The sequence below is a fragment of the Peptoclostridium sp. genome (genome assembly GCF_009881055.1).
In the GTDB taxonomy this organism is placed as follows: Bacteria; Bacillota; Clostridia; order Peptostreptococcales; family Peptostreptococcaceae; genus Peptoclostridium_A.
This window is the reverse complement of sequence record NZ_WXFG01000033.1, coordinates 119431-137688: the sequence shown is the minus strand read 5'-3', so window position 1 is coordinate 137688 and position 18258 is coordinate 119431. Positions and strand designations below refer to the sequence as shown.

General features: G+C 44.6%; 16 protein-coding genes and 1 riboswitch. Of the genes, 6 read left to right on the top strand and 10 right to left on the bottom strand.

What is annotated here, in order from left to right:
* Nucleotides 1–94: 94 nt before the first annotated feature.
* Nucleotides 95–409 (top strand): transposase, encoded by a 315-nt coding sequence (locus GT589_RS10130; protein ID WP_442952085.1) that lies wholly within the window; start codon nt 95–97, stop codon nt 407–409.
* Between the two features lie 124 nt (nt 410–533).
* Here GT589_RS10130 and GT589_RS10045 read toward each other — a convergent pair whose 3' ends face one another.
* Both GT589_RS10045 and GT589_RS10040 read right to left on the bottom strand, forming a co-directional pair.
* Nucleotides 534–1490, bottom strand: a complete 957-nt coding sequence (locus GT589_RS10045) for an inorganic phosphate transporter (RefSeq protein WP_293398558.1) — start codon at nt 1488–1490, stop codon at nt 534–536.
* A 6-nt stretch (nt 1491–1496) separates the two neighbouring features.
* The gene (locus tag GT589_RS10040) at nt 1497–2156 is read right to left on the bottom strand and encodes a DUF47 domain-containing protein (protein WP_293398556.1); all 660 of its coding nucleotides are present in this window, start codon (nt 2154–2156) and stop codon (nt 1497–1499) included.
* A gap of 159 nt (nt 2157–2315) precedes the next feature.
* Here GT589_RS10040 and GT589_RS10035 point away from each other — a divergent pair, with 159 nt between their 5' ends.
* A complete protein-coding gene (locus GT589_RS10035; protein WP_293398554.1) occupies nt 2316–4289 on the top strand; it encodes a fructose-1,6-bisphosphatase in 1974 nt (657 codons plus the stop codon).
* Nucleotides 4290–4341: 52 nt separating this feature from the next.
* Here the strand turns inward: GT589_RS10035 and GT589_RS10030 are convergent, their stop codons facing one another.
* Entirely contained in the window at nt 4342–4920 is a 579-nt protein-coding gene (locus tag GT589_RS10030; RefSeq protein ID WP_293398552.1) for a hypothetical protein, read from the bottom strand.
* Between the two features lie 168 nt (nt 4921–5088).
* Here GT589_RS10030 and corA point away from each other — a divergent pair, with 168 nt between their 5' ends.
* Nucleotides 5089–6159, top strand: a complete 1071-nt coding sequence (gene corA / locus GT589_RS10025; RefSeq protein ID WP_293398550.1) for a magnesium/cobalt transporter CorA — start codon at nt 5089–5091, stop codon at nt 6157–6159.
* Nucleotides 6160–6223: 64 nt separating this feature from the next.
* On the opposite strand, the gene GT589_RS10020 is transcribed toward corA, so the two are convergent.
* The 6 genes from GT589_RS10020 to deoC form a co-directional block, all read right to left on the bottom strand.
* Entirely contained in the window at nt 6224–7723 is a 1500-nt protein-coding gene (locus GT589_RS10020) for a phytoene desaturase family protein (protein WP_293398548.1), read from the bottom strand.
* A 13-nt stretch (nt 7724–7736) separates the two neighbouring features.
* Nucleotides 7737–8945: an AarF/UbiB family protein gene (locus tag GT589_RS10015; RefSeq protein WP_293398546.1), complete on the bottom strand. Its 1209-nt coding sequence runs from the start codon at nt 8943–8945 to the stop codon at nt 7737–7739.
* Nucleotides 8946–8986: 41 nt separating this feature from the next.
* Entirely contained in the window at nt 8987–10270 is a 1284-nt protein-coding gene (locus GT589_RS10010; protein ID WP_293398544.1) for an amidohydrolase, read from the bottom strand.
* Nucleotides 10271–10334: 64 nt separating this feature from the next.
* Nucleotides 10335–11660, bottom strand: coding sequence for a pyrimidine-nucleoside phosphorylase (locus tag GT589_RS10005; protein ID WP_293398542.1), 1326 nt, complete (start codon nt 11658–11660; stop codon nt 10335–10337).
* Nucleotides 11661–11746: 86 nt separating this feature from the next.
* On the bottom strand, nt 11747–12568 hold the full coding sequence (locus tag GT589_RS10000) for a purine-nucleoside phosphorylase (RefSeq protein ID WP_293398540.1): 822 nt from the start codon (nt 12566–12568) through the stop codon (nt 11747–11749).
* A 21-nt stretch (nt 12569–12589) separates the two neighbouring features.
* Nucleotides 12590–13252, bottom strand: a complete 663-nt coding sequence (gene deoC / locus GT589_RS09995; RefSeq protein WP_334296570.1) for a deoxyribose-phosphate aldolase — start codon at nt 13250–13252, stop codon at nt 12590–12592.
* 190 nt (nt 13253–13442) lie between these two features.
* On the opposite strand from deoC, the gene GT589_RS09990 reads away from it, so the two are divergent.
* From GT589_RS09990 to cysK, 3 genes are all read left to right on the top strand, one after another.
* Nucleotides 13443–14465, top strand: a complete 1023-nt coding sequence (locus tag GT589_RS09990) for a branched-chain amino acid aminotransferase (RefSeq protein WP_293398538.1) — start codon at nt 13443–13445, stop codon at nt 14463–14465.
* A 216-nt stretch (nt 14466–14681) separates the two neighbouring features.
* Nucleotides 14682–15893 (top strand): NADP-dependent isocitrate dehydrogenase, encoded by a 1212-nt coding sequence (locus tag GT589_RS09985; protein ID WP_293398537.1) that lies wholly within the window; start codon nt 14682–14684, stop codon nt 15891–15893.
* A gap of 162 nt (nt 15894–16055) precedes the next feature.
* A complete protein-coding gene (gene cysK / locus GT589_RS09980) occupies nt 16056–16988 on the top strand; it encodes a cysteine synthase A (RefSeq protein WP_293398536.1) in 933 nt (310 codons plus the stop codon).
* Nucleotides 16989–17088: 100 nt separating this feature from the next.
* On the opposite strand, the gene GT589_RS09975 is transcribed toward cysK, so the two are convergent.
* Entirely contained in the window at nt 17089–18069 is a 981-nt protein-coding gene (locus GT589_RS09975; protein WP_293398535.1) for a copper amine oxidase N-terminal domain-containing protein, read from the bottom strand.
* A gap of 66 nt (nt 18070–18135) precedes the next feature.
* Nucleotides 18136–18218: riboswitch (cyclic di-GMP riboswitch) on the bottom strand.
* Between the last annotated feature and the right edge of the window lie 40 nt (nt 18219–18258).

Sequence of the window (18258 nt, the reverse complement as noted above, 5' to 3'; positions counted from 1 at the left end):
TCCCCTATAAGCGCTCTTCTTCTTTTCTTTTCTGGACTCTCGTTTCTTCTTCCCATAATAAAAAACCTCCAAACTGATTTTATTCTACATCAGTTTGAAGGTTTACACAAACTATGAAACGGTCTCTCAGACCTCAAAAGCTGGAGGTAAAACCAAAGCTAATCTGCATACTTGGACTTTCTTTGAGTTGTCATCCTTTATAGAGTACAAAGCCTATGAGCTTGGAATCAAAGTCAACTATATCGACCCTAAATATACTTCTCAGGAGTGTCCTGATTGTGGTGCAAAAAACAAGGTCAATAGCAGAAACTACAAGTGTAACTGTGGCTATAAAACTCATAGAGATAGGCTTGGAGCTTTGAATATAGCTAAAAAATCTAACTTAGATGTTAATAGTCTAAGTGCCTAGGGAACTATATGTTCTGCCCTAGGATGGGCGATGGCACGCCCTGAACTCAGAGTCATACTGGCATACCAGAAACGGACTTGCCTTTAATCATCTGAGAATCCCCTAGCTTTAGCTATGGGGAGTGTCAAACCTGAATCAACCTGTATATACTAACCAATGCGAAGCTCGTAATCCCCGCTATCGTTGGTGTTCCAAACCATGCAAACAATATATTCCTAAGCGTCCTGTAGTTTACCGCCTGCGTCCCCTTTACAAGCCCTACGCCAAACACAGCGCCCACTATAGCCTGCGAAGTCGATACTGGTATTCCGATCTGGGCGTATATATACACAACAATACCCGCTGTAAGCACTGAGACAAAACCAGACACTGGAGAAAGCTGCGCTATGTCCTCGCCGACTGTCATCATCACCGGCTTGGAAAATGTCAGCACGCCGAGTGCTATTGTAGCGCCGCCTATTAGTTGAGCATGCCCTGTGTCAATCAGGCTCAGTCTTCCTGCATATACCGAAAAAACGTTGGCCACGTTGTTAGCCCCAAGCGAATACGCTGAAAATGCCCCTGCAATTATGTATCCTGTCTTTATGAACCTGTCATAGTAGCTAAATTCCATAAGCCTAGATTCCAAATATTTTTCTATTACTTTATATATTATGAAACCTATGGCGGCGGCACCCAGAGGTGTTGCAAACCAAGCTCCGAAAAACTGCAGCGTAGCGCTGAAGTCTGCTTTTCCAAGAACTGATGCCGTACCCAAAATCGAGCCTATAATCGACTGAGAGGTGGATACCGGGTACCTTAGAACAGTCATTATAATAACAGTAGCAGCAGCAGCAAGCATGACAATAAAGGCGCTTGCGGAACTCTCTATACCGCTCGAATACGCATAACTGCTGAGCTTTTCTATTCCCTTATCCCCGTCTATTAGGGCTCCAAGCATCACAAAAACAGCTATTATTGTTATAGCCGTAGAGTATTTGACTGTCCTTGTGGAGACTGCCGTTGCAAAGCAGTTTGCAGCATCGTTGGCTCCAAGAGCCCAGCCGAGTATTATCCCTGAAATAAGTGAAGGAGAAAACATAATTCATCAAACCTTTCTGGACACCATAATTCTTTCCAAAATATCGGATATGTCCTCTACTATATTTGAAACCTTGGCAATCTCGACTACCACCGACTTGAGCTGCATCTTTGCGGCAAGCTCCATGTCTGATTTGAATATCTGCCTTATCATTTCGAACTCTATTAGGTCTATTTCATGCTCTATTGTATCTATTTCAATTAACTCATCTCTTTTTTTGTATGCTTCCCACAAATTCGAAAGCATGCCGTCAATAGTGCTTCTCAAAAGTTCCAGCTGCCCTTTTGTCTTTTCGTTGATGAGCATTAAACTGCTCCTGTATGGCTCGTCGATTTTGATACATTCTAGGATTATCCTCTTTATTATGTCCTCTGCCGCATTTGCCACCTTATCAACTTCCTCTATCACCATAAGTATTTCTCTTCTGGATTCTGGGAGCAGCGCTCCGCTTAGAAGCTCCTGAATTATTTCGTGCCTTATGCTGTCGGCATTCGCCTCGGCCGCCGACACTCTGTTTATTATTTCAATGAGCTCTTCTTCCGAATCCGTTTCAAAGACGTTGCTTAGCCCCTCTGTAAACATTGTGTAGCAGTCTATGACCGCATCTAAATGCTTCATTAAAAGATCCCGTATCTTCGTGTCTTTTTTGAAGAAAAATGATACCATTCTCAATGCCTCCTATATATGTATAAATGTAATTATGCATTCAAAACCGCCAGCTTTTGCCTTATAATGAATATAACGCTTTATGCTTCTAAAATCCAGCATTTTATGCTTTTATAACCTTTAATGCTTTTCAAAATTTTCATACCAGGGGGATGAATTATGCAAAACATGGAAATATCTGAAATAGAGAAAAATATAGAATATCTCAAGCTGCTTTCAAAACAGTATCCTTCCATACCTTCGGTATGCTCAGAAATAATAAATCTGCAGGCTATACTAAACCTGCCCAAGGGCACTGAACACTTCATTACCGACATACACGGAGAATACGAGGCTTTTTCTCATGTCCTAAGAAATGCATCTGGCGTTCTCAAGCTCAAAATTGACGATGTATTCGACGGCATTCTGAGCGAGTCCGAGAAAAGAAGTCTCGCCACTCTTATTTACTATCCTGACCAGAAGCTAGAGATTATAAAAAAGAGCGGTATTGACATGAGAGACTGGTACAGAGTTACGCTCCACAGGCTGGTTAAGCTCTGCCGCGTGGTTTCGTCAAAATACACCAGGTCCAAGGTCAGGAAAGCCCTGCCAAAGGACTTTTCGTATATAATAGAGGAGCTGCTCCACGAGGACGAGACGAGAAAGGACAAACAGGAATATTACAGCCAGATAATCAATACCCTAATAGACATCAAAAGCGCCGACCAGTTCATATCCGCAATATGCAATCTCATACAGAGACTTTCTGTTGACAGGCTACATATAATAGGTGATATATACGACAGGGGACCAGGCGCACATATAATAATGGACGAGCTGCTCGAACACCACAGCGTCGACATACAATGGGGCAACCACGATATAATCTGGATGGGAGCCGCAGCAGGTTCATTGGCATGCATGGCGAATGTCATAAGAATATGCACAAGGTATGCCAACCTGGAAACCCTCGAGGAGGGCTATGGAATCAACCTTATGCCGCTTGCCACATTCGCATTGGAGTATTATCATGACGACCCATGCACTCAGTTCGCACCCAGACTGCCCCAGGACACATCCTTCAAGGAGAAGGATCTTGACCTTATAGCCAAAATGCACAAGGCCATATCAATAATTCAGTTCAAGATAGAAGGCCAGATAATCAAAAGCAGCCCTCTGTATAGAATGGAAAAGAGGCTTCTGCTAGACAAACTAGACTTGGAAAACGGTACAATAGAGCTTCCATCGGGAGTGTTTGATCTTAATGACACCAACTTCCCAACTCTCGATCCTCAAAAACCATATGAGCTTTCGCCTGACGAAGATGACCTTGTAAAGAGGCTTTCGGCATATTTTAAAAACAGCGAAAAGCTTCAACGCCATGTAAGATTCCTGTACTCAAAAGGCAGCATGTATTTGAGATTCAATTCAAATCTCATGTTCCATGGCTGCATACCGCTCAACGAAGACGGGAGCTTCAGAAAAATAAGAATAGGCAGAGGGGAATACAGCGGAAGGTCACTGCTTGACAAATTCGACACACTCGCCCGCGACTACTACTTCGATAAGGAATCATTGTCAGCCGACTACGGAAGTGACATAATGTTCTACCTTTGGTGCGGAGAGTACTCTCCTCTCTTCGGAAAGGACCAGATGACAACGCTCGAGAGATATTTCATAAATGACAAGCAAACCCACAAGGAGAACAAGGACTACTACTATACTCTGCGCGATAACGAGCAGGTCTGCATGGCCATACTCGAGAGCTTTGGACTCGATGAAAACTCTCATATAATAAACGGCCACGTACCTGTAAAAGCAAGAAAAGGCGAAAGCCCAATAAAGGCCAATGGGAAACTGCTTGTAATAGACGGAGGCTTTTCAAGGGCTTATCAGGCGGAAACCGGCCTTGCCGGATACACGCTCATATACAATTCCTACGGCCTGAGACTTGCAACCCACGAGCCCTTCGAATCCACTGAAATGGCCATAAACGAAGAGCAGGATATAAAATCAACAATTGCCGTCCTGGAAAAGACCCACAGGAAATACGTCATGGATACTGACATTGGAGCGGAACTGAAGGGGCAGATAAAATATCTGAACCTGCTGCTGGCCGCATACAGAAAAGGAGCCCTAAAAGAGCAGGAATAGCAAAAATATAATAACCCTTCGCACGGCAGGCAAATCGCTGTTGTGCAAAGGGTTATACTTTTTCATATTTGAAGGTTATCCTAGCTTTCGCAAACCTTCTCATCTCCTTCAGGTTCCTTCTTACTTCCTGATTATATATGAATACGAGTGAAAAAGCCTCCCATAAAAATACCCAGCCACCTATGAATATTCCCTCGAGGAGTATGCTCATAAGCACATTCTCGCTTATCCCCGTATCCTGGAGGGTATATGCTGCTGAAAGGAAAATAAATGCCATGCCTACATAAACAATGCTCCTCTTGTTTCTCTGCCGCAATTCTTTCGACGCCAGATGCGACAGAAATTCAAAATTATTTTTTATGGCTTCCTGGGTTAGCCTTTCTTTTTTTTCATTTTTCACAGATTCCGGCAGATATAGAAATATCTCAAGCGGATATTTAAGCGGTATGTCATGAGCGCACTCTTCCAGGAATACCTTGAATTCAGGCTCTATGTCCCTCCATCTCACGGGTGATGGATCCCAGCCATTTAGTATCTCAGCGTAATCATCAAGCGACGCCTCTATAATGTAAGCTTTTGCTTCATTGTCATACTTGTATACCTGTCTGAAGTAGTCCATCTTTTTTTTCATCTGCTCACCCCATAATCTATGCGTCGAATTTATTTTAATTTTATACCCTGAATTTGCATGCACAATGCATCCTTTATGCTGCTTTTAGTTGCAATTATATTGGGTATCATATGACTGGATTAATTGATTTTTCACCTACACAATCAAACTCTACAAGGAGAAATTCCAATGAAGATATCAAGCACTAAGAACATTTCCCAGAAAACAGGGCTTCCTCCCGGGTCCCTCGTGCATGTTGGCAACCACATGCACGGGCATACTGACATTGAAATAATTCAGTTTAACGAGGACTCTCTGGTAGAAATAATTCCCAAATCTGCAGATGAGTGCTTCAAACACCTCTCGCCCGACACACTCACCTGGATAAGAGTTACAGGCCTTGGCGAAATTGACAAAATTGAAAAGATAGGCTCTGACTTCGGCATACATCCCCTGCTGCTTGAAGACATACTTAACACCTCGCACAGGATAAGCATAGAAGATTTTGAAAGCTATATATGCACGATATTCAAAACACTCAGCTACGATGAACCTGCTGGTCATATAGAACGCGATCAGGTAAGCCTAATATTTGGCGAAAGTTTTGTCATCTCATTCCAGGAAAAACCAGACAACATTTTCGATCCGATCATAGATCACATAAGGAATCCCAAGAGCAGGCTCCGCAAAATGAAGTCCGACTACCTCTTCTACTCACTCATGGACATGGTTGTAGACAATTACTTTGTACTTGTAGAGAAGCTCGGCGACATGCTTGAAGTGCTTGAAGAAGAGATTATTGAAAATCCAGGCTACGCTACTATAAACAAACTCCATCTTATGAAACGCGAGATGATACACCTTAGGAAGGCTGTCTGGCCATTCCGCGAGGTGCTCAATCGTCTTCAAAGAAGCGATTCAGAGCTGATTTACGACACGACGCTCATGTATTTCAAGGACGTTTATGACCACATAATACAGGTCCTTGATACAATAGAATCTTTCAGGGACATACTTTCAGGCATGGTCGACATATACATCTCCATCTCAGGAAATAAGATGAACGAGATAATGAAGGTGCTTACAATAATGTCCACCATCTTCATTCCGCTTACATTTCTGGCCGGCGTTTACGGCATGAACTTCAAATATATGCCCGAGCTTGAGCTGCCCTGGTTTTACCCCTGGTTCTTCTATGGGATGCTCGCTGCGATAGCGCTTTCCATGCTTGCTTTTTTCAAGAAAAAAAAATGGATATAAAAATAGATATGGGAAAAGACGGAATTTGCAGTTTTCTAAGCTCTCATCCCGTCTTTTATATTTATTAGAATCCCGGCTCTACTCCATCCTCCTCAAGTATCAGCCTAGAGGATATCTTGCCCGATTCGTAAATTGTAGGCAGTCCACTTCCAGGATGGGTTCCGCCCCCCACGAGATAACAGCCCGAGAATTCCTCGAATCTGTTGTGTGGCCTGAAAACAAGCATCTGCGCTATGTTGTGTGCCAGATTGAAGGTCGCGCCTTTGTATACGCTCCTTTCGCTTTCCCAGTCTGCAGGGGTTATTATCTTCTCCTCAACTATATGGCTTGCGATGCCGCTATAGCCTCCTCGTTCCTCTATTATCCCTATTATCTTGTCTCTGAAGGCCTTCTTTTCCTTCTCCCAGTCAATGCTTGAATTGTTGTTAGGGACAGGCACAAGCACGTACATCGTTGATTTGCCTGCAGGAGCAAGCGTAGGATCAGTAAGGCACGCATTCTGCACGTATACTGACGGATCCTTTGAGAGCACGAATCTTTTGGATATGTCGTCTATGTTCTCCTTGTAGTCTTTGGAAAACAATATGTTGTGGTGGCTTCCGCATTCGTAGAGCTTGTCCAGTCCAAGATAAAGCATGAATGTTGAGCAGGAATACTTCTTCTGGCAAAGCTTCTCATCTGTGTATTTTGGCCTGAACTCTTCTTTCACAAGATTCTTCATGGCATGACCAAAATCCGCATTCACTATTATATGGTCAGCATTTACAGTTTCTCCGTTTTCAAGCAGCAGGGATTGAGCTTTTTTATCCTTTACAAGCAGCTCCTTAACTGGCATTTCAAGGTGTATACTTCCTCCGTTTTCTTCAATGATCCTGGCCATTGCCTTTGATATCTCATTTAATCCGCCTATCGGATGGTATATGCCTCCACCGTGCTCTATATATGATATTATGCTGAATGTCCCCGGACACTCCCATGGGGACATGCCCAGGTATTTTGCCTGGAATGTGAAAGCCAGCCTCAGATTCTCGTCTTCAAAATACCTGCCAAGATGATCGAATAAGCTTTTGTGCGCATCCAGCCTTGGTATGGCACTTATGAACCTAGCCTTGAAAAAATCTGCAAACGAATCGTAGGGGACCTGAAGGCAGGGTACAAGTGCGTCGAACTTTTTCTTTTCCTCTCTCAGAAATTCCTTGTACTTTGCAGAAGCCCCCGGAAAATTCGTTTCCAGCTCAGTCTCCATCTTTTCAAGGTCATAAGTCGGGTAGAATTCCCTCCCGTTTGGCAGCAAAAGCCTGTAGAGGGGATCAATCCTTTTTATGTCCAGATAGTCCTTCGTCTTCCTGCCAGCTATTTCAAATACCTCTTCGAGTATAAAGTCCATCATCAGAAAAGTCGGCCCAAGGTCAAACTTGAAATCGCCCAGGACGAGCGACGAGTTTCTTCCACCGATATACTCGTTTTTCTCATATATATCCACCTGGTAACCCTTGCTCGAGAGTATCACGCCTGCAGTCAAACCTCCCGGGCCGGCTCCAACTATTGCCACCTTCTTTTTCATACCCATCCCTCCATCAATCTTCCTGGCCCTTTAGCTCACCTATGAACTGCCTCATGTCCTCCATGAGCACCGCATTCGGATTGCACTTTAGCACCATTCCATCCAAATACATCAGGCTCTTAATGATTGGATACATGCCCTTTTCAAACACCATTCCGCTGTTTACACCCAGCTTTATCGTATCCATCATCTTCCTTGTCAGGCTGACTTGTGACACGCTCTTTCCTGTAAAATCCGCGTACAGCTTCATGAACTTTTCCCTGTAGTCATCGTATTTTTCCCCGCTTATTTCAACATCGGCCATTTCATTAAGGCTTCTGGCGCATTCGTCGTAGTTATAGAAGCTGAGATTTTCCATGAACCTGAAAAGTCCCTTTTTAATCTTGGTCCCAACCAATCCAAGCGCGCCGGTGTCTACAAAATACATGTCATTTCCCTTCAGTATTATATTGCCGGGGTGTATGTCTCCATGAAAAGTACCTACGTTGAAAACATAAAAACCATGTATGTGGAACAGCTCCAGGAGATTTTCATAGTCGAGTCTTCCCTCGCTTAAAAGCTTGTCAAAGGTCTCCCCTTCTATGAACTCGCTCACGAGTATGTTTTCGTTTGAGAGCTCCTTATATACTTTTGGGAACTTTAGCCTTGAAAGGTCATGCCTTGCCATATTGTCGCTTTTTATTCCCTCTAGTATGTCCCTGTGGGCTATCTCGTTCAGGAGGTTGAGCTCGTCGAGCGTATACTTTTCTATGTTTTTTAGAATCCCTAAAGGATCTGCCACCTTATCGAGCTTTGGATAGAAGAATATTGCGGTTTTGAGGAATGACTTCAGGCTTTCAACGTCTTTTTTGAAACTTTTCTTAAAATCTTTTTTAACAAGCTTTACAACAACCTCCTCCCCTGTCTTTAGCCTTGCCCTGTGCACCTGTCCTACAGATGCGGATGCAAGGGGCTTCTCTTCGATATATTCAAAATTGTCCCTCCAGCCCTCCGGAGAATAATACTCAATGAGGCTGGTTATTTTCTCGGGCGGTATGTTTGTATTGCTCGAATACAGCCTCGAGAGGTGAGCACAGGTCCTCTCGTTTAGGAAGTCAATCCTAAGGGCAAATGTCTGGCCTATTTTGACGGCCAAAAGCCCCTGTTTTTCTATCCATTCAAGATCAGGCAGCTTCTCGCCGTATATGCTTTTGATGAGCCTAACAAATCCAACCCAGTTCATGATATCACCAGCTTTTTATTTTTTTCTAGCCAGCTCTATACTCAGGTTATCCTGCCAGCCGACTCAAGAGCCTTTTTCTTGATATACTCCAGATTCATAGTTGTGAGCATCCTGTTTTCCATGAGAATCTTACCGTTTACTATGACGGTATCAACGTCAGCCGCCTGAGCTGAATACACTACGGCAGATGCCATGTTGTGGACAGGCTGCATGTGGGCTGCTTTCATATCCACAAGTATGATGTCCGCTGCCTTTCCTTCCTCGAGCGAGCCCGTAATGCTCCCTATTCCCAGTGCGTTTGCCCCGCTGATAGTTGCCATTTTAATTACTCGCTCAGCGCCCATTGCCTGAGGATTTTCAGCTATTCCCTTATTTATAAGCGCAGCAAGCTTCATATCCTCCACCATGTTCTGGCTGTTGTTGCTGCATGCTCCGTCCGTACCAAGAGATACGCAAATCCCCTTTTGAAGCATAGCCTCCACCGGAGCGAACCCATTTCCAAGCTTTAAATTGCTCGAAGGGTTGTTGAGCACACATACATTGTTTTGAGACAGGAGCTCTATGTCATCTCCTGTGACATGAACGCAATGAGCGGCAAGTGTCCTGCCTTCAAAAATGCCCAACTCATACATGTGTCTCACCGGCGTTTTTTTGTTTCTTCGAATGCTCTCCTCTACTTCGCTTCTGCTCTCACTAAGATGTATGTGCAGGCCTGTTCCCAGCTCCTTTGCAAGCCTGGAAGCTTCGATGAGATATTCGTCCGAGCATGTGTAGGGCGCATGCGGAGCCACCATAACTCCGATTCTTCCATCACCATTTTTATTCCACTTGCGGAACAAGTCGGCCGTCTTTGAAAGCTCCCTGTCACCATCTCTTGTTCTGTCGAATAGCGTGTTTGCCACAAACCCACGTATGCCCGAATCTGCGGCAGCCTGGGCCACCGAGTCTGCAAATTCGTACATGTCATTGAAGCATGTGGTCCCGGACATTATAAGCTCTGCGATGCTTAGCATACTCCCCCAGTATATATCCTCTTCGCTTAGTCTCGCCTCCACAGGCCAGACCTTCTTTTCAAGCCAGTCCATAAGAGGCATGTCGTCTGCATAATTTCTAAGCAGCGACATGGGCAGATGCGTATGTGTGTTTATAAGGCCAGGCATGGCTATCATGCCCCTCGCATCTATTTTTTTCACTGGCATGAAGCCCTCAGGCACCCTACCTAAGCTTTTTATTATGCCGCAGTCCACTGCAATGTCACACTGCTTTATATTTGCTCCTTCAGCTGTAAATAGCATCACGTTGGCCTTTTCAATGAGAATTTTCATTCTATCTTACTCCCTTTACTTGTATTTCTAAAAATCTCCTTATCTCCTTAATGGTTGCTCCGGCTTAGAACATTATAGTTCCTTCTCTCGTTACAATCCCCTTTATCAGTTGCGGCTTTTCAACAATTCCGCCGGATATTTCATAAGCTGCTGTTATTATCTGCTTCGCCTCCTCTGCACTCTGCATATCGTTTGCATGAATTGTAGCTAGAGATTCGCCCTTTTCAATTCGATCACCAATCTTTTTATGTACAACAACACCAACTGACAGGTCTATTTCGCTCTCTTTTGTCTCCCTTCCTGCTCCGAGCACAAGTGCGGCCCTTCCTATCTCATCGGCCTGTATGGACGCTACATAGCCTTCCTTTTCAGACATGACGTCAATTTGAATGCTTGCCTTTTTCAACTTCGATGTATCGTCTATGCATGAAGCGTCGCCGCCCTGGGCCTCTACAAGCTCCTTTAGCTTTTCAAGGCCTTTTCCTGACAATATGAGCTCTTCAAGTATGTATCTGCCTTCCTCAACGCTTTCGGCCTTCCCGCCGAACAGCAGCATCTGGGCTCCAAGCGCAAGTGAAATCTCCCTTAGGTCTTGCGGCCCTTCTCCTCTCAAGGTTTCTATCGCTTCTATCACCTCAAGCACGTTTCCGACGGCATTCCCAAGGGGTTGGCTCATGTCTGTAACCAAGGCCACTGTCCTTCTTCCGACACCATTGCCTATATCCACCATCTCTCTCGCCAGCTCGAATGCGCTCTCGTCATCCTTCATGAATGCGCCACTTCCCGTTTTGACATCCAGCACTATTGCGTCAGCCCCGGATGCTATCTTCTTGCTCATTACACTGCTTGCTATGAGCGACATATTATCGACAGTCGCCGTAACATCCCGCAGGGCATAGAGCTTTTTGTCAGCTGGAGCCAGATTGCCTGTCTGGGCGCTGATTGCTATACCAGTCTCATTGACATTGCTTATGAATTCCTCAATATTCATGCTGACATCAAAACCGGGAATGCCTTCGAGCTTGTCTATAGTACCGCCAGTATGTCCAAGCCCCCTGCCGGACATCTTTGCTACAGGCACGCCCGCGGCAGCAACCAAGGGCGCAACCACGAGAGTAGTCTTGTCTCCCACTCCCCCGGTACTGTGCTTGTCCACCTTGGTGCCTTTTATGAGAGAAAGGTCCAACATGTCTCCGCTCCTTGCCATTGCCATTGTAAGATTTGAAGTCTCCTCTTTGCCCATCTTCTGAAAGTATATGGCCATAAGCAGCGCTGAAGCCTGATAGTCTGGAATTTCTCCCCTCGTGTATCCCTCTACGAAAAAATCTACTTCCTTGTCAGTAAGTTCATGTCCGTCTCTTTTACTTTTGATTATGTCGTACATTCTCATATTTTAAGCTCCCCTTGCATATTGAAGTGAACCGACTTATCTATTTCTTCATTGCAGCAGCAGTTCCAGTTTGCCTCCGTTTGCCATCACAGCCTTTCAATTGTCATAGAAAGAAGGCTGACAAAGCTTTCTCTGGCCATTTCTGATGTCCTCATGACCTCGCTGTGGTCAAGCGGCTGCTTTAGTATCCCTGCACCCATGTTTGTAACGCACGATATTCCTATTACTCTCATTCCGCTGTGCACAGCGCATATCACCTCAGGCACAGTCGACATGCCTACCGCATCCGCTCCAAGCACCCTGAGCATCCTGATTTCAGCCGGAGTCTCGTAGGCCGGCCCTCCCATACATGCGTATACGCCTTCGTTTAGCTTTATGCCGTTTTCAGCCGCTAAAGATTTTACAATCCCTCTGAGGCTCTCGTCATATGCATTCGTCATATCTGGGAAGCGGACTCCGTAGTCGTCCATATTTTTGCCCCTTAAAGGGCTCTCAAATGTCAAGTTGATGTGGTCGCTAATTAGCATGAGCTCTCCCGGAGAAAAGGAGATGTTTACGGCCCCCGCGGCATTTGTCACTATGAGTGTTTCGACTCCCAAAAGCTTCATCACTCTGACCGGCAATGTCACGTCCTTCATATCGTAGCCTTCGTAGTAGTGGAACCTGCCTTGCATAGCTACAACTTGCCTGCCACAAAGCTTTCCAAATACAAGCCTCCCGCTGTGGCCTTCCACGGTCGACACCGGAAATTTAGGTATTTTCGAGTATTCCAAAGTAATTGCGTCTTCAATCCTGTCTGCCAGCTCGCCTAGCCCCGAACCCAATATTAGTCCTATTTTGGGAAGCGGCTCCCCAATCTTTTCCCTTATATATTCTGCAGCTTTTTGTATTCGTTTTTCGTATGACACCCCAAACACCATCCTTGTATATTATTTGCTTTCTCCGCCCTTTGCAATATCCACAGAAAGGCTTGCGCCTATTCTGGTGGCTCCCGCCTCTATCATACGAACGGCATCCTCATATGTTCTTATTCCTCCAGATGCCTTTATCCCAAAATCTGCTCCGACAGCGCTTCTTATGAGCGCTATATCCTCTTCGTTGGCGCCTGATCTTGAAAAGCCTGTCGATGTCTTTACAAATGCCGCACCGGATTCCTTAACCAGTTTGCTGGCCTTTACTATCTCCTCCCTTGAAAGCAGGCAGGTTTCTATTATGACCTTCACAGCTGCGCCTTTGGCAGCCGTTACAACGTCCTTTATGTCGCCTATGACAACATCATAATCGCCGTCCTTGAACGCACCGATATTCATTACCATGTCTATTTCCCCGGCACCTGACTCTACTGCTGTCCTTGCTTCAAAGGCTTTGGCTGAGGCATGCATGGCGCCAAGAGGAAAGCCAACAACACTTGCAATCTTTATGCTACTTCCTCTCAGCATCCTGCATGCATATTCCACATTGCAGCCATTTACACATACGCTTGCAAAGCCATATTCCAAGGCTTCGCGGCACACCCTCTCTATTTCGCTTTTTGAAGCGTCGGGCTTTAGTATTGTATGATCTATTAATCCAGCTATATTCAATGATATCACCTCGTTTTATTTTCATGATACAATAATACCCATTTTGCTGTCCGTATCCACCAAGGATTGCATATAAACCTGTCTTTGTTTTATAATATTTTAAAAAACAAAATGAGTTTTTTAATTGTTTAGTGGTATAACTTATAATATCGGAACAAGCACCTTCATATTAAATCACTCATTCTATAGGAGGTATAAAATGGAAAAACAGGTTGACATCGACTGGGGCAAACTTGGATTTGCCTATATGAAAACTGATTACAGGTATATTTGCTCTTGGAAGGACGGCAAGTGGGGCGAAGGCGAGCTTGTTGAAGACAACATGCTGAGAATTAGCGAGTCTTCTGCGGCGCTTCACTACGGACAGCAGTGTTTTGAAGGACTTAAGGCATACAGAAGAAAAGACGGCAAAATCCAGCTTTTCAGACCTGACCAGAATGCAAAGCGTCTCAACAGCAGCTGCAGAAGGCTTCTGATGCCTGAGCTTCCCGAGGAAATATTCATAGACGCATGTAAAAAGGTTGTCCAGGCTAATGAAAAGTATGTACCACCTTACGGAACAGGCGCTACTCTTTATCTTCGTCCTTTTGTAATAGGAGTTGGCGACAATCTCGGAGTTAAGCCGGCGCCTGAATTCCTGTTCTGCGTATTCTGCGTTCCTGTAGGCGCATACTTCAAGGGCGGACTTGCACCTGTTAACTTCATGGTTTCAGACTACGACAGAGCGGCTCCTTACGGAACCGGCGCCGCAAAAGTTGGCGGCAACTACGCAGCAAGCATGCTGCCTCATGAAATCGCAGTAAAGAAAGGCTTCGCAGACTGTATATATCTTGATCCTGCCACTCACACAAATATAGAGGAAGTAGGCGCTGCAAACTTCTTTGGAATTACTAAGGACAACAAATTCGTAACTCCATTTTCAGAATCTATTCTTCCGAGCATAACCAAATATTCTCTTATGCATGTAGCCAAAGAATACCTGGGATTGCCTGTTGAAGAAAGAGACGTGCCTATAGACAGACTGGATGATTTTGCTGAAGCAGGCGCATGCGGTACTGCAGCTGTTATAACTCCTATAGGCGGAATAGAGCATAAGGGCAGCCTCCATGTGTTCTTTAGCGAGACAGAAGTAGGACCTGTGACTAGAAAGTTATATGATACCCTGTGCGGAATACAGTTTGGAGACGTAGAAGCTCCCGAAGGCTGGATAGTTGAAGTGTAAAACGGCAAAAGCAAATCTTTTAAGGCTTCGGAATTTATTCCGGAGCTTTTTTGTTTTGAAATTTTTCAACTCCGAGGTTGCATATTGTACTTCACAATAAACATTTCCAAAGCCAGCTTAAACTATTGCTTATTAGTATTATCAAAGTGTATAATAAGTCCATTAGACAAAGTTTTATCATTTAAAAAGTTTAATTATACCGAAAGGAGAAATTTTATGGCAAATAAAATTCAAATGAAGACTCCCCTTGTAGAGATGGACGGAGACGAAATGACCAGAATAATCTGGAAGGACATTAAGGACATACTTCTGCTCCCATATATTGACCTGAATACAGAATACTATGACCTTGGCCTTGAAAAGAGAGATGAAACTGACGACCAGATAACTGTCGACTCGGCTCTCGCAACTAAAAAATACGGCGTGGCCGTGAAATGTGCTACTATAACTCCTAATGCTCAGAGGGTCACTGAATACAATCTAAAACAGATGTGGAAAAGCCCTAACGGCACTATAAGGGCAATACTAGACGGCACTGTATTCCGCGCACCTATAACAGTAGACAGCATAAAACCTTTCGTTAAGAGCTGGAAAAAGCCTATAACAATAGCCAGACATGCGTATGGTGATGTATACAGGAATGTGGAATACAGGGTTGAAGGCAAAGGCAAGGCAGAGCTTGTTTTCACTTCAGAGAGTGGAGAGGTTACAAAGCACACAATATTCGACTTTGACGGTCCTGGAGTTATACAGGGAGTTCACAATCTGGACAAATCAATAGCGAGCTTTGCAAGATCATGCTTCAACTATGCGCTCGACACTAAGCAGGAGCTTTGGTTCTCAACAAAGGACACTATATCAAAGGTATATGACCATAGGTTCAAGGACATATTCGACGAAATATTCGAAAACGAATACAAGACTAAATTCGAAGAGGCCGGCATAACATACTTCTATACTCTTATAGACGACGTTGTAGCTCGTATAATAAGGTCAGAGGGCGGAGTTATATGGGCCTGCAAGAACTACGATGGAGATGTAATGTCAGACATGGTTGCGTCGGCTTTCGGCAGCCTAGCCATGATGACTTCTGTCCTAGTATCCCCAGACGGCAACTTCGAGTATGAAGCCGCTCACGGCACTGTTACTAGACACTACTACAAGCACCTCAAGGGCGAAGAGACTTCTACCAATTCCATGGCCACTATTTTTGCATGGACGGGCGCCCTAAGAAAGCGTGGAGAGCTTGATGGAATAGCCGAGCTTGTGGACTTTGCAAACAAGCTTGAGAAAGCCTCTATACAGACTATAGAGGAAGGCGTTATGACTAAGGACCTTGCTTCACTTTCTGAAATAAAAGATATTAAAGTTGTAAATACTGCGGATTTCCTTAAAGAAATTGCTTTGAGACTTGATACAATGCTTTAAAAGCTTGATAATAGCAGATTCCATCGAATGGGAATCTGCTATTATTTTTTATATTTTTCGTTCGATTTTTTTACATAAAACTATTGACAAAGAGTCAAAAATTTACTATCATTAAAACATATCAATCATATATGTTTTATATGAAATGGAGGGCGATTAAATATGGCTAGGATTTATTCAAGCTTGACTGATCTTATAGGTAACACCCCGCTTTTGGAGCTTGGCAATTATTCAATACAAAATGACCTGAAAGCCAAAATTGTTGCAAAGCTCGAGTACTTCAATCCAGCAGGCAGCGTAAAGGACAGAATCGGATATGCTATGATAGCCGAGGCCGAGGCAAAGGGCATTCTCAATCCGGATTCTGTAATAATCGAGCCGACTAGCGGCAATACCGGCATAGGCCTTGCGTCAGTGGCCGCTGCCAAAGGCTACCGCATAATACTTACAATGCCTGAGACAATGAGCGTTGAAAGAAGAAATCTGCTAAAGGCATACGGAGCTGAGCTTGTGCTGACTGACGGCTCTCTTGGTATGAAGGGGGCAATAGACAAAGCCGAAGAACTCGCCAAGGAAATCCCCGGAGCTTTCATACCAGGCCAGTTTGTAAACCCTGCCAATCCAGAGGTTCACAGAAAGACAACAGGCCCTGAAATCTATGCAGACACAGACGGCAAGGTTGACATTTTCGTGGCTGGCATCGGCACCGGGGGCACGATCACAGGCGTTGGAGAATACCTCAAGTCCCAAAACCCAGAAATAAAAGTTGTAGCTGTGGAACCTGCCGATTCACCCGTTCTTTCACAAGGCAAGGCTGGTCCGCACAAAATCCAGGGAATAGGAGCAGGTTTTGTACCGGCGACACTCAACACAGGAGTATATGATGAAATTATAGCTGTCAAAAACGAAGATGCTTTTGCCACATCAAGGAAGCTTTCCAAGACAGAGGGACTTCTTGTGGGCATATCATCAGGCGCAGCTGCATTTGCAGCCACTCAGCTGGCTTTAAGACCTGAAAATGCAGGCAAGACAATAGTAGTGCTACTTCCTGACACAGGAGAGCGTTACCTGTCAACACCGTCGTTCCTTGAGTAACTTTATAATCGTTATATAGAATGAAGAAAAGCACCTGATGCGGCATTTTGCTCGTCAGGTGCTTTCATATTTGTTGATTGAATAATATTATACGTATCTATTACGGCTGAACCTCGATGGCTACAGGCTGGTCAATCTGTTCGTCTGCAGCAGCTTCATCGGCTGGGGAAGTTTCTTGTGGTTGCTCAGCTGAAGTATCGTCAGCTGTAGGCTGCTGTGCCTCAGCTGGTACGTCAGCACCATCGGTCTGAGGCTCTTCATCAACTGCAATAGTTTCATCAGCTACAGGAGTTTCCTGTGACTGATCTTCTGATGTATTATCAGCTGTAGGCTCAGATTCCTCTTCATCTATTTCCACTGTCTGAGTTTCTTCGTCCCAATCCACGCTCAATCCAAGACTTTCAGCAATAAATCTAAGAGGCACAAAAGTTCTGTTGTTGAAGGTTTGAGCTGTAACTCCCAGCTCTGTCTGAGCTCCGTTAACCGCTGCTGTCCCTTCACCGAGCTTTATTACTATTTCAGTGCCATCCTTTGATATTGTCACGCTCTGCTCTTCCTGATTCCATACAACTGTCGCGCCCATGCCTTCTGTTACTGCACGAACAGGTATTAGCATTCTGCCTTCCTTTATGACCGGCGGCACATCAAACTTAAGCTTGGCCTTGTTTGATATTATGCTATCAACCGGCATTGCTTTTACTCCAGGATACTGGGCTTCAAGAGCTGATGCCTTGTCAGTAATCTGCTGAAGCTCTTCAGCCGTATATCCGCTTTTCGCGAGAGACTTCATCTCTTTCTTAAGCTCTTTTACCTGCGCCATATAGGCCTTTTTTTCAGCCACAAACTGCGGCTGCTTTCCTTTTGCAGCATTTTCAGGCAGATTGCCGTACGCATCACTTTTTTTGATGCCGTCAGTTTTTTCATTTTCGGCTTTTTCCGCCGGCTTTACTTTCTCAGTTTTTACTGATGCCTTGGCCTTTGGACTCTTCTTTGAATCAGATGGTCCTTTCGCCATTGCCACTGAAGAAAAAAGCAGCATGAAAACTACAAGCAGCGACAATACCCTTCTCATCCTTCGCATTATAAATTCCTCCTTTTTATTTTCAGGCATATAATCTCCAGATGATTTTTATATCACTGTGTTCTCTTCGGCAGCCCGGCCGCCATAGCTTTCGCCTTAGGCCCGTGGCTTTGCGTCATTCCCTTTCGGGAGCTTTGCCATTTCGGAGATTAAATGTCTTTTGGATATATATATCCATCATTACCATTA

Excerpts from the sequence above, each read along its gene's own strand:
- GT589_RS10040 (WP_293398556.1), bottom strand. The coding sequence starts at position 2,156 with ATGGTATCATTTTTCTTCAAAAAAGACACGAAGATACGGGATCTTTTA.
- cysK (WP_293398536.1), top strand. The coding sequence starts at position 16,056 with ATGGCTAGGATTTATTCAAGCTTGACTGATCTTATAGGTAACACCCCG.
- GT589_RS10010 (WP_293398544.1), bottom strand. The coding sequence starts at position 10,270 with ATGAAAATTCTCATTGAAAAGGCCAACGTGATGCTATTTACAGCTGAA.
- GT589_RS09975 (WP_293398535.1), bottom strand. The coding sequence starts at position 18,069 with ATGCGAAGGATGAGAAGGGTATTGTCGCTGCTTGTAGTTTTCATGCTG.
- GT589_RS10035 (WP_293398554.1), top strand. The coding sequence starts at position 2,316 with ATGCAAAACATGGAAATATCTGAAATAGAGAAAAATATAGAATATCTC.
- GT589_RS10045 (WP_293398558.1), bottom strand. The coding sequence starts at position 1,490 with ATGTTTTCTCCTTCACTTATTTCAGGGATAATACTCGGCTGGGCTCTT.
- GT589_RS09990 (WP_293398538.1), top strand. The coding sequence starts at position 13,443 with ATGGAAAAACAGGTTGACATCGACTGGGGCAAACTTGGATTTGCCTAT.
- GT589_RS10015 (WP_293398546.1), bottom strand. The coding sequence starts at position 8,945 with ATGAACTGGGTTGGATTTGTTAGGCTCATCAAAAGCATATACGGCGAG.
- corA (WP_293398550.1), top strand. The coding sequence starts at position 5,089 with ATGAAGATATCAAGCACTAAGAACATTTCCCAGAAAACAGGGCTTCCT.
- GT589_RS10005 (WP_293398542.1), bottom strand. The coding sequence starts at position 11,660 with ATGAGAATGTACGACATAATCAAAAGTAAAAGAGACGGACATGAACTT.
- GT589_RS10030 (WP_293398552.1), bottom strand. The coding sequence starts at position 4,920 with ATGAAAAAAAAGATGGACTACTTCAGACAGGTATACAAGTATGACAAT.
- GT589_RS09985 (WP_293398537.1), top strand. The coding sequence starts at position 14,682 with ATGGCAAATAAAATTCAAATGAAGACTCCCCTTGTAGAGATGGACGGA.
- GT589_RS10020 (WP_293398548.1), bottom strand. The coding sequence starts at position 7,723 with ATGAAAAAGAAGGTGGCAATAGTTGGAGCCGGCCCGGGAGGTTTGACT.